The sequence below is a fragment of the Methanolobus sp. genome (genome assembly GCF_030682845.1).
Taxonomy (GTDB): domain Archaea; phylum Halobacteriota; class Methanosarcinia; order Methanosarcinales; family Methanosarcinaceae; genus Methanolobus.
Map to the genome: position 1 here is coordinate 51,742 of NZ_JAUXNK010000049.1, position 10,906 is coordinate 62,647.

The 10,906-nt window shown below is 46.4% G+C and carries 11 protein-coding genes and 1 pseudogene; 9 read left to right on the forward strand and 3 right to left on the reverse strand.

All coding sequences use genetic code 11. From position 1 onward, the window contains the following. Window positions 1-261 precede the first annotated feature (261 nt). Window positions 262-747, forward strand: coding sequence for a DNA-3-methyladenine glycosylase (locus Q8J68_RS05870; RefSeq protein WP_305310599.1), 486 nt, complete (start codon window positions 262-264; stop codon window positions 745-747). A 170-nt stretch (window positions 748-917) separates the two neighbouring features. On the opposite strand, the gene Q8J68_RS05875 is transcribed toward Q8J68_RS05870, so the two are convergent. Both Q8J68_RS05875 and Q8J68_RS05880 read right to left on the reverse strand, forming a co-directional pair. Further along, on the reverse strand, window positions 918-1,598 hold the full coding sequence (locus Q8J68_RS05875) for a class I SAM-dependent methyltransferase (RefSeq protein ID WP_305310600.1): 681 nt from the start codon (window positions 1,596-1,598) through the stop codon (window positions 918-920). A 73-nt stretch (window positions 1,599-1,671) separates the two neighbouring features. Further along, window positions 1,672-2,844 (reverse strand): hypothetical protein, encoded by a 1,173-nt coding sequence (locus Q8J68_RS05880; RefSeq protein WP_305310601.1) that lies wholly within the window; start codon window positions 2,842-2,844, stop codon window positions 1,672-1,674. 421 nt (window positions 2,845-3,265) lie between these two features. Between Q8J68_RS05880 and gatC the strand changes: the two genes are divergently transcribed. Genes gatC through gatB form a run of 3 tightly spaced genes read left to right on the forward strand, consistent with a single transcriptional unit; the run spans window position 3,266 to window position 6,406 of the window. After that, the gene (gatC, locus tag Q8J68_RS05885) at window positions 3,266-3,547 is read left to right on the forward strand and encodes an Asp-tRNA(Asn)/Glu-tRNA(Gln) amidotransferase subunit GatC (protein WP_305310602.1); all 282 of its coding nucleotides are present in this window, start codon (window positions 3,266-3,268) and stop codon (window positions 3,545-3,547) included. A 9-nt stretch (window positions 3,548-3,556) separates the two neighbouring features. Next, window positions 3,557-4,984: an Asp-tRNA(Asn)/Glu-tRNA(Gln) amidotransferase subunit GatA gene (gene gatA / locus Q8J68_RS05890; protein WP_305310603.1), complete on the forward strand. Its 1,428-nt coding sequence runs from the start codon at window positions 3,557-3,559 to the stop codon at window positions 4,982-4,984. Then, window positions 4,985-6,406, forward strand: a complete 1,422-nt coding sequence (gene gatB, locus Q8J68_RS05895) for an Asp-tRNA(Asn)/Glu-tRNA(Gln) amidotransferase subunit GatB (protein ID WP_305310604.1) — start codon at window positions 4,985-4,987, stop codon at window positions 6,404-6,406. A gap of 96 nt (window positions 6,407-6,502) precedes the next feature. Here gatB and Q8J68_RS05900 read toward each other — a convergent pair whose 3' ends face one another. Further along, window positions 6,503-6,853, reverse strand: coding sequence for an ArsR family transcriptional regulator (locus Q8J68_RS05900; RefSeq protein WP_305310605.1), 351 nt, complete (start codon window positions 6,851-6,853; stop codon window positions 6,503-6,505). Window positions 6,854-7,073: 220 nt separating this feature from the next. Here Q8J68_RS05900 and Q8J68_RS05905 point away from each other — a divergent pair, with 220 nt between their 5' ends. The 5 genes and pseudogenes from Q8J68_RS05905 to Q8J68_RS05920 all read left to right on the forward strand — a co-directional run. Next, window positions 7,074-7,223 (forward strand): 50S ribosomal protein L40e, encoded by a 150-nt coding sequence (locus Q8J68_RS05905; RefSeq protein ID WP_305310606.1) that lies wholly within the window; start codon window positions 7,074-7,076, stop codon window positions 7,221-7,223. Between the two features lie 9 nt (window positions 7,224-7,232). Continuing rightward, window positions 7,233-7,976 (forward strand): geranylgeranylglyceryl/heptaprenylglyceryl phosphate synthase, encoded by a 744-nt coding sequence (locus tag Q8J68_RS05910; RefSeq protein ID WP_305310614.1) that lies wholly within the window; start codon window positions 7,233-7,235, stop codon window positions 7,974-7,976. A gap of 63 nt (window positions 7,977-8,039) precedes the next feature. Next, window positions 8,040-9,758 (forward strand): ABC transporter ATP-binding protein, encoded by a 1,719-nt coding sequence (locus Q8J68_RS05915; protein ID WP_305310607.1) that lies wholly within the window; start codon window positions 8,040-8,042, stop codon window positions 9,756-9,758. A gap of 99 nt (window positions 9,759-9,857) precedes the next feature. Then, window positions 9,858-10,328: pseudogene (tnpA, locus tag Q8J68_RS14960) on the forward strand (IS200/IS605 family transposase). Next, a partial coding sequence (locus tag Q8J68_RS05920; protein ID WP_305310608.1) for a transposase occupies window positions 10,259-10,906 on the forward strand: 648 nt, incomplete at its 3' end. The pseudogene tnpA and the gene Q8J68_RS05920, both read left to right, overlap by 70 nt.

Below are 10,906 nucleotides of genomic sequence, written 5' to 3' on the forward strand. Positions count from 1 at the left end.
GTGGCTCTCATCTCATGAGACCACTTTAATTAGATCACATATTCAGGAAACGTGATTTATGAAAACACATCATAACTTAAATGCATTTCGTATTAAGAACACACATCAAAATAAGACTAAATATTTAATTAAGTACAACTTAAGGAGTTCAAGACATCCCCATAACCGCCTGTGTTCCGAATTTTCGATACAACAGAGGATGATCAAGTGAAACAGTCATAATACAGGCACACCATATATTTGTGAGGGTTTAGAGCCGATATGCAGATATTCAGGTATGGAAAGAGGGAGCTGGATCATCTTAAGAAAAGGGATGAGGCACTTGGCGCTGCCATAGACCGGATCGGGATGCTGGAATTCGAGGTAGTCCCCGACCTGCTCGCGAGCCTTGTAAAGAGCATCATCACCCAGCAGATATCAACTAAGGCAGCCTGGAGCATCTGGAACAGAATGCTTGGACATTTTGGAGCGGTCACACCCAGGACAATTCATTCCGCCAGCGCCGAAGATATTCAAAGATGCGGACTGTCCATGCGCAAAGCACGGTCTATCAAGGAGATTGCCAGAGCTGTGATAAATGGGGAATTGAACCTGTCTGAGCTGCACGAACTCCCCGACAAGGAAGTCATCAGGCGCCTTTCCTCTCTGAACGGCATAGGCACTGGACGGCGGAAATGCTCCTCATATTCTCCATGGAGCGCCCCGATGTGGTCAGCTGGGGAGACTCTGGTATACGCCAGGGAATGATGAGACTTTACGGCCTCCAGACCTTAACGAGAAGGCAGTTCGAGGAGTACAGGGAAAGATACTCTCCTTACGGGTCGGTGGCATCACTGTACTTGTGGAGATTACCGCCTGAGCTTTGATGAGGGAAACTGAAAATCACCCAAAAAGAGATCCCGGATTAAGATGGTACTTCAGGCTTCTTTTCTCCCCACAGCCACAAACCCATTCACCCTGTTCCCTGTCCTCGTCACAAACTCATCGAACTTGAAGAACTCGATCTCAAACCCGTTCTCGGCCAACAGGAACACCAGCTCCTTTTCCGTGAAGTGATGGGCCACGTAAGCGACTTCCCCGGTCTCCCGGTCATAGGCAACGATGGAGCCCTCCTCCTTTGTCAGCGGCAGGTCATTGATGTAGCGCTCACGATAGAGCTTTGAATGCCAGGTCTGCCCGAAATCCGCAAGGTACAGGTGGCCGCCTGGTTTCAGAACCCTGCACGATTCCCGGATAATCCTTGCACGATCCTCTTTTGTGGTAATGGTGGTCAGGAAGGCTTGCATGATTGTAATATCAAAGGCTGCATCAGCAAAAGGGAGAGTTGTGGCATCTGCCCGGATGAATAAAGGAACTTGAGGAAAACCACGGGATATGGAGGATGACCTGGCCATCTGCAGAGCTTCGGAGTTGATGTCAATGCCTGTAACTAAGAAACCCTCTGATGCCAGGGGAATGCTGGCATTTCCGGCGCTACAGCCGATATCAAGTATATGGCAGGCCGGAGAGGTGAACCTGTGGATGACAGGATCAAGTTTGATGGTTGCTGGAATATCCTTTCCTTTAAGGCAGAACCATGGGTTTGTCTGGTCGTTCATCCTGTTTTCATTTCCTCCCTCGCTCCCTGATAGATTAGCAGACTTTCAGCTTGAAAAACCTCTTAGTTTAGAATTATATCACAAATCCGGAAGTATCTTCAACCATACCTACTCCGCTGCCGGTTTCTTCCAGTGTTATGACTTTATCATCGGTTTCGATCTTCAGATCTACGACATCTACAAGGTTTTCTACATATGTGAAATTGAAATTGTTTTTGAATTCAAAGAGTTCCTTACAATAACTCTTCATAACCACAAAGACCCTGTCATCCTCAGCCGTGATTACCCATCTTTTATCTCCTTTTTCTGAAGGATACTCATGAACTTTGGCCTTTTTAAATCTGTGAATGTTCTTTGTATCGGCATCATAGAATTCCATAAAATTACGGATATTATATTCCAGTCCCACAAACTCGATATTGGGTATATAATACGTTAGTATTGACCCGTTCCTGAAAACTATTCTCGACCATTTCCACGGAATGAGCGGACCGACAACAATTACTTTCTGAACATAGCATTTTCCGGAGAACTCCTTCTCAAACAACATTCCCTTAAAATCAAAATACAGGTTGGCCACCCTGTACCCGAATACGCCTTTGAAGTTTTCCGACAACTCCGAGTTGCAGTTCTCGTCTGCCGGCTCTGTGATATCCAGACAGCATATCATCTTGTCTCCACTTGAAATATCGAGTGTGTATTTTGGGAAGGACCCATGGAAACTTGCCAGGATATCCTGTGTGGAACAGGTCACTTTATCGTCCTTTACCTCGATAGTTCCCAGATGGTCAGTAATCTTTCTCTGAACTTCGTCATATGCCCAGGAAACACAATATCCTTCTGTTCTATCATTTATTATCCGGCTGTTCTCCACATACCTGCCATTGACCTCGATATCTCCCGCAGACCTGCCAAACATCAGGAAAAACTGGCATCTTGAACCATCGTTTGCTGTGAATTTCATGAACCAGTACTCTTTCCCGAACAGAGGCAAGTGCTCGAAAGAAAAAAGAATTTCATTAATGCCTTTATTGAGTTCCTTCTTCAGCAGCAATCTTTCAATTTTATCTTTACTTTCTTTTATCGTCTCAATCGAGGCAATAAACGCTTTCTTTTCAACCTCAGGTAAGTTTTTGATGTAATCGTTCCTCTCTTTTATGAAATTCAGAAGCCTGTCCTTTTCGATTACAAGTCTCTCTTCAAAGTTTTTGTTTTTAGGTTCTTTGTCACTTATTGTGGCAGTCACTTTATCACCTGTTGGCTCTGTGATATTCAGGCAGCATATCATGGTCAATATCAGTTCATTAAGGGTAATTACTGAACTGATGTCTTAAGTATAAATGCTCCTACATAACAGTGGCATGGAAATTTGAATGATGATTGAAGGGAAGATTATGGGATCTGACCAAGCATCTATATCAGCGAACGTCGCTTTTGGTGAACTACTAGATATATCATGTTTAATGATGTTGAAAAAGGACACGGGACATATTTTTAACAGATTCTCTTTTATCTACAGCTTTCTATTAAACGCAGTTTCGAGTTTACCTTTAATCTACGAGTCATGGATAGCATTTTTAGAAGCAACATTTTTAATATAATCGTTTGCCTTTCTAAGGTAAAATGCAGACTTATGACTATATTATTCCATATATGAGGAACTTGCGATGATCACAAAAGAGAAGGTTGAACATATAGGCTGGCTCGCGCGTATCGAGATAGATGAGAAGGAATCGGATGCGTATGCAGAGAAACTTAACTCTGTTCTGGATTATTTCGGGCAGCTTGATGAGGTTGATACTGATGGCGTTGAGCCCACCTATCACGTAATGGATGTCGTGAATGTCTTCAGGAAAGACGAAGTGCGGGAGTCCCTGCCGCAGGAAGAAGTGCTTGCGAACACCGAGCACAGGCAGGAAGGTAACTTCAAAGCCCCAAGGATCATGTGAGGTATGTGTATGGCAGCATGGACAGACATTTCAGGCATTAAGCAACGCATTGAAGCAAGTTCTGCGGAAGAGATTACCGCCTCATACCTTGAGACCATCGGAAAAAGCAGGATCAATGGTTTTACAACCGTCTGGGACAAGGCGCTGGAAGTTGCCCGGGGAATAGATAAGGATGGGAACAGCGGACCTCTGGCAGGAGTTCCTATCGCCATCAAGGAGAACATCTCCACCACAGGACTTTCCACAACCTGCTCGTCAAAGATACTGGAGGGATACGTGCCGCCCTACGATGCACACGTCATCGAGAAGCTCAAAGCGGCAGGTGCCGTTATCCTTGGGAAGACCAATATGGATGAATTTGCAATGGGCACATCCACCGAATCCAGCTGCTACGGGCCCACGCTCAACCCATGGGATATCGGCAGGGTTCCCGGAGGCTCATCCGGCGGCAGCGCAGCAGTTGTCGCAGCAGGTGAGGCACCCCTATCCCTCGGCTCAGATACCGGCGGATCGGTAAGATGCCCCGCGGCCTTTTGTGGTGTGGTAGGACTGAAGCCTACATACGGTGCTGTTTCGAGGTACGGGCTTATCTCCTATGCCAATTCCCTGGAACAGATAGGTCCTATGGCAACCACTGTTGCCGATATCGCTATACTTATGGATGTTATCGGCGGTTACGACCACCGGGACAGCACATCCATCAACAGGGAGAACACATACATTGATTCTCTGAAGGAGGATGTGAAAGGACTGAAGATTGGTGTGCCCGATGAATATTTTGGTGAAGGTATTGACGAGGGTGTTAAAAAGGCTGTATGGGATGCTATAGGAAAGTATGAGGACATGGGAGCTTCCTGGAAAAAGGTGTCAATGCCGCACACTAAATACGCCCTGGCATCATATTATATCATAGCTATGAGCGAGGCATCATCCAATCTTGCACGTTTTGACGGCACAAGGTACGGTTTAAGGGTTGAAGGAGAGAACTGGCATATAATGGCCTCAAAGACCCGTGCGCTGGGATTCGGTGAAGAGGTCAAGCGCAGGATATTGCTTGGCACATACGCACTATCTGCCGGATATCACGACAAGTACTATCTCAAGGCACTCAAGGTAAGGACCCTTGTTAAACAGGACTTTGAAAGAGCACTTGCAGATGTTGACGTGCTCATGGCACCCACCATGCCGACACCGGCCTTTAAGATAGGCGAGAAGATAGATGATCCGCTCTCACTGTACCTGGCGGACGTGAATACCGTACCTGTCAACCTTGCAGGCGTACCTTCAATATCTGTTCCCTGCGGATTTGCAAACGGTTTGCCGGTGGGATTACAGATAATAGGAAAGCCTTTTGATGAGAATACCATACTTCAAGCTGCCTACAGCTTTGAGCAGAACACCGACCATCACACAAAGAGACCTTGGGAGGTGGCATAAATGGTGTACGACAACCCTGATGGTGTCAGGATAGGACTGGAAGTGCACGTCCAGCTGAACAAGCTTAATACAAAACTATTCTGCGGCTGCTCCACGGACTACCATGATGACGAGCCCAACACCCATGTATGCCCCGTATGCCTGGGACTCCCGGGATCACTGCCGGTGATCAATGAAAAGGCGGTTGATTTCGCCATGAAAATAGGACTTGCCCTGAACTGTGAAATTGTAGGGCAGACCCAGTTCCACAGGAAGAATTACTATTATCCGGACCTGCCAAAAGGATTCCAGACAACCCAATACGATTATCCTATCGCCAGCAGGGGAAAGGTCATAATCGAAGGTGAGGACGGGGAACGCGTTATAGGGGTCACCCGTGCCCATATGGAGGAAGACCCTGGCAGGCTGCAGCATATAGGTTCCATCGAGAAATCCAAGGGTACGTTCATCAACTACAACCGTTCGGGCATGACGCTTATCGAGATCGTCAGCGACCCGGACATGAGAAGCCCAAAAGAGGCAAGACGCTACCTGGACAAGCTCAGGAGTATACTGGACTACCTGGATGTATTCAACGGCGACCTGGAAGGTGCCATGAGAGTGGATGCCAACGTTTCAGTCTTTGGCGGTGACCGTGTGGAGGTCAAGAACATCTCATCCTTCAAGGGCGCCGAGAGAGCTCTGCTGTATGAGATAATGAGGCAGAAGAACCACATTCGCCGAGGCGGGAAGATCGTCCTGGAGACCAGGCATTTCGATGAGGCCAGGGGAGTTACCATCTCCATGCGTACCAAGGAAGAGGAACACGACTACCGCTACTTCCCCGAGCCCGACCTCGTACCGATGAGGGTTGCGGACAAAGTCCCGGATATCCTGAAGACACTTCCCGAACTGCCTGATGCAAAGCGTGAGCGCTTCAACAGCCAGTACGGGATAGCCGACATGCATGCCAGGGCACTGACCATACAGATCAAGGTCGCGAATTTCTATGAGGAGGTCGCGGCAGAAGTGGACCCAAAAGATGCGGCAGTGTGGGTCGCTGATATCCTCAAGGGTGAACTCAATTACCGTGACACAGATGTAGACGCATTCAAAGTGGACGACATTGTCGAGATCATCAGCCTTGTGAAACAGGACAAAATAACAGAGCAAAGCGGCGTGCAGATAATCCGCACGATACTGGACGAAGGCGGCAAACCTCAGGATATAGTTGTCTCAAAGGGTCTGCTCAAAGTCGAGGATGACATCGTTGCAAAGGCAGTGGAAGAAGCAATCACTGAAAGTCCTGAAGCTGTGGCAGATTACCTTGCAGGCAAGGAAAAGTCCCTGAACTTCATTGTTGGCAAGGTCATGCAGAAGACAAAAGGACGCGCTGATGCCCGTGAAGCCAGAGAGAAAGTGCTTGCCATGATCAACAAGTGAATCCGGCAGTATCAGATAATCACACTTTGGGAATGACGGGGCATTTGCCCCGCATGATCTTTTTAAATTCCATACAGACTTTGAGGACCAGAAGCTTCACTTAAGGTCATGCTGGGATTCCACGTTTGCCAGGAATGCCTCGCCGCGCGGAGTTAGATAGTACTCGGCCCCGCCCTCCTTTTCCTCTTTTTCGATATAGAGGGTGTCCACAAGCAAGCCCAGGTCGAATTTTGCATGCATGTCATCCAGTTTGAACTCTTCCTTTATTCTCTCGTAACTCATCCTGCCTTCTTCGCCAAGCTTTTTCATAATATTCCTTCGCATGGGGTTCTGGAGTGCTTTTAGTCCTGCTTTATGATCCTCTGTGGGGTTCGCCTTGAGCTTCCCTTCTTTTTTTGCTTTCTCGTACCATTCCTGTCTTCGTTTCATCAGTTCTTCGTCAACCATAACAATCAATCATTATTAATGATGATATTGATAAATAAGCTTTGCTTAGGAAAGGACAAATAATAAATCATAGAAAGTGGATTTGCATTAAGCATGTGTAGTCCGGTCCAAGAGGCGCCTGTTGGCAAAACAATTATATGTTTTGACCTTCATGTAAGCAGCCTATCATTATTCTAATCTATCATATTTACAATAAATCACGATAATACAGGTGAAGATCATGACAAGATTCCCAGAAGCTGAAAACAGAATACTGAACAAGAAGATATGTATGAAATGTAATGCACGCAATGCAAGCCGTGCAACCAGGTGCAGGAAATGCAGCAGCGAAAGCCTGCGTCCAAAATCCAAGGAAGCCAAGGGTGGCTGATAGTTCTTGATCCAAGTGGAAAAGTACCTGAACGAGATCGCAGAACGCGAGGGTACAGTTCACTTGACACTTATCGACCCGGCATCCCAGTCTCCTGAAGCAGCAGCAGAGATAGCTTTTGCTGCGACAATGGGAGGTACGGATGCTATCATGGTCGGCGGTTCCACAGGAGCCGGTGGAGTGCTGCTTGACCAGACACTCCTTAAGATAAAAGAACGTACAGATAAGCCAACAATCCTTTTCCCGGGGAACGCCTCAGGCGTCAGCAGGTATGCAGATGCAATACTCTTCATGAGCCTCCTGAATTCCAGGGATATAAATTTCATAACTACGAGCCAGGCAATGGGAGCACCCCTTGTCTATAAGAGCGGCATCGAGCCTATTTCGATGGCATATATCATAGTAGAGCCCGGCGGAACTGTAGGGTGGGTAGGGGATGCAAAGCTCATTCCAAAGAACAAGCCTGAAATAGCGGTTGCCTATGCACTTGCAGGCAAATACATGGGGATGCATTATACATACCTTGAAGCAGGTTCCGGGGCCGGCGAGCCGATAAGGCCTGAGATGATAGCTGCTGTCAAGCATGTTCTTGGAGACAACAAGCTTATTGTCGGCGGAGGCATACGTGATGGTGCAACTGCAAAGCAGTGCGCAGTTGCCGGCGCGGACATGATCGTCACTGGCACGGTGGTTGAAAATAGCTCAAATGTCACCGCAAAGATCGAAGAACTGGTATCAGCCATCAAGATCTGATATCCAGATACGATCTTCCTTTTTTACTCCTATTCCCATTAATTCTCATCAGAGGTTTTGACAATGCTTGAAGTATCCGACATCGTAAAGGAATATGACTCCTGTAGTGGTAAAAGGCGTGTTCTGGACAGCATCTGTTTTGCTGTTGCAGATGGAGAGATACTTGGAATAACAGGAAAAAGTGGCAGTGGTAAGACCACTCTTTTAAAGATCCTTCGTGGAATTGAGACATTAGATCAGGGAACAATCGAGCTTGATGGAAGAAAAGTCATCCCGCAGGACGGAGAGGAGGGAATGAGATTCCTCCAGTCCGTAAGCGCTATTCACCTGCAGCGTAACTTCGGACTGTGGAACGGGCCTGCCTTTGAGAACATAGTCCGCCGGCTAAACGCCCTGGAGACAGGAGATGAAAGCCTTCCTGAGCCGGAATCTCCTAAGTATGACAAGCTTAAGGAAGAGTCCATGGAGTACATGAGACTCGTGGGACTTGAAAGCAAAGCACTCCATTCTGCGAACCTGCTAAGCGGAGGCGAAAAGCAAAGGCTTATACTCGCCCGCCAGCTTGCGGCAAAACCTCGCATGTTGCTCCTCGATGAACCGGTCACCATGACAGGACCGGGCACGAAACAGGAGATACTTGATGTAATAAAGGATCTCAAAGGAAAACTTAGCATACCCATCATTGTAGTTTCACATCTTCCGGAAGTACACCTTTACCTTTGCGACCGGGTCGCATACCTTGAAGACGGAAAGATAATAGAGGTAGGGAAGCCTGAAAGCGTGCTCAGGCATTTCCTGAAGGGCCTTAATGAGCAGGAAGGACTTGCTCAGGTGAATAAAAAGGAACCTATCATAAGGGTAAAGAACCTTTCAAACCGCTTTTCCCTCTTAAGGGTTGGCGAAGTACTCAAATTCACAGACCTGTCCCTTGATATTAATAAAGGAGAGATCACGGCGCTCATAGGCCAGTCAGGTGCGGGCAAGACCACCCTTCTTAAGATGATAGAAGGTTTAAGAGTTCCAAAGGAAGGAGATATCTCTTACCTTCATGAAGGTCAATGGACCAATATATTGAAATATTCCAGGCAGCGTGCTGATCTGCGCAAGAAGATCAGCATCATGCACCAGGAATTCACGCTTTCTCCAAATTCCACCGTGCGGGAGCAGATGGCTTTCAGGCTCCGCCTCAAAGGTAAGAGGTCACTGGAATATGCCAGGGAAAAAGCTGCCGAACTTGGGATATCGGATAAGGCACTGGATACCCTTTACAGCCTTCCAGACCTCTCGGAGGATGAGAAGGACCTGCTGATGAAGCAGATGAACCTGACAGTGGACATATATTCCCGGCTTTTCCCGCATATCACTAAAGAAGATGTGGACGGATACGCACAGGATATCTTCGCTGCACTCGACCTCCCCCTGGAGATACTGGACAAGACCCCTTACCAGATAAGCGGCGGGGAACATGTGCGCGCATACATTGCCCTTGCGCTCATAACCTACCCGGAGATACTTATACTCGATGAACCTTTCGGGGACCTCGACCCTGTAACTCTCAGGGATGTGACCAACTCCCTCAAGAGAATAAACAGCAAGATGGACACTACTATCGTACTTGTGAGCCACCACATGGACTTTGTCAGAGAGGTCGCGCACAGAGCGATACTAGTCGACAACGCAAAGATAATAATGGACGGGAAACCTGAAGAGGTCTGTGACAGGCTTGTTGAGATGAGTGATGCCAGGTACCTTGATCATGACCTGAAGGAACTGGCAAGCTGAAACTTCCCGCTCATTCCTTTCATACTTTTTTAAGCTGCTTTTAAAAAGAACTAGCCAGAAATCCCATACCCTTTAGGGTATGGGCTGAATGGCTATATTATGAATACATGGAAATCAAAAAACCGACACAAATACTTGCTGCAATACCACCTGATCCTTGTATGTAAGTATCGGAATAAATTATTAAACGAACCAATAAGAGCCGACATCATAAGACTATCTGATAATATCTGTAAAAAACAGCATACTATCATCAAAAAAATAAACACTGATTAGGATCACATACATTATCTACCTGAAACTGAGCCTACTGTAGCTGTATCCAAAATAATAAGTACATTGAAATCGTATACTACATATCACATCTGGAAATTATATCCAGAAGAATTGTCTCTTCATTTCTGGAAAGAACACACTTTCTGGACGGATATATCATTTGCAGCATTGGAAACGTCAGCGAACAAACTCTTCGAGAATACATCGAAGAACAGGGTTAGAATATGTCTAAACAAAACAAAGCATATAAGTTTCGATTATATCCCTGTCCTGAACAGATCGAATTCTTTATAAAATCATTTGGTTGCTGTCGTTTCATTTTCAACAAAATGCTTGGGGACAAAATAGAGCACTACCAAGCAACAAAAACAATGCTCAATAACACTCCTGCTCAGTACAAGGAAGAGTATCCCTGGCTTAAAGAAGTGGACAGCCTGGCACTTGCCAATGAGCAGCTGACCCTTCAGCAAGCATTCCGGAACTTCTTCCATGGTGAGAATACCGGATTTCCAAAGTTCAAGAGCAAGAAACATTCCAGAAGAACATATACCACGAACAACCAGAAAGGAACAGTTGCTGTTGTTGATAACCGACATGTCAAGTTACCGAAGATTGGAATTGTTCATTGCAGAGTTCACAGGCAAATTCCGGAAGACCATAAGATCAAATCAGCTACTATTTCCCAGACAGGTTCTGGAAAATTCTACATTTCTTTTTTAGTAGAATTTGAGGAAGAAGAAGTTGTAGTGCCATTAGATGAGGAAAATTCAATTGGGCTGGATTACAGCAGTCCGAACTTCTATGTCGATAATCAAGGCAGAGAAGCAAATTATCCAAGGTTTTATCGGAAAGGACAGAAGAAATTAGCAGCT

What these genes read in the sequence shown, in the direction of transcription:
- Q8J68_RS05870 (WP_305310599.1), top strand. Translation starts at nt 262, where the DNA reads ATGCAGATATTCAGGTATGGAAAGAGGGAGCTGGATCATCTTAAGAAA.
- Q8J68_RS05875 (WP_305310600.1), bottom strand. Translation starts at nt 1,598, where the DNA reads ATGAACGACCAGACAAACCCATGGTTCTGCCTTAAAGGAAAGGATATT.
- gatC (WP_305310602.1), top strand. Translation starts at nt 3,266, where the DNA reads ATGATCACAAAAGAGAAGGTTGAACATATAGGCTGGCTCGCGCGTATC.
- gatA (WP_305310603.1), top strand. Translation starts at nt 3,557, where the DNA reads ATGGCAGCATGGACAGACATTTCAGGCATTAAGCAACGCATTGAAGCA.
- gatB (WP_305310604.1), top strand. Translation starts at nt 4,985, where the DNA reads ATGGTGTACGACAACCCTGATGGTGTCAGGATAGGACTGGAAGTGCAC.
- Q8J68_RS05900 (WP_305310605.1), bottom strand. Translation starts at nt 6,853, where the DNA reads ATGGTTGACGAAGAACTGATGAAACGAAGACAGGAATGGTACGAGAAA.
- Q8J68_RS05905 (WP_305310606.1), top strand. Translation starts at nt 7,074, where the DNA reads ATGACAAGATTCCCAGAAGCTGAAAACAGAATACTGAACAAGAAGATA.
- Q8J68_RS05915 (WP_305310607.1), top strand. Translation starts at nt 8,040, where the DNA reads ATGCTTGAAGTATCCGACATCGTAAAGGAATATGACTCCTGTAGTGGT.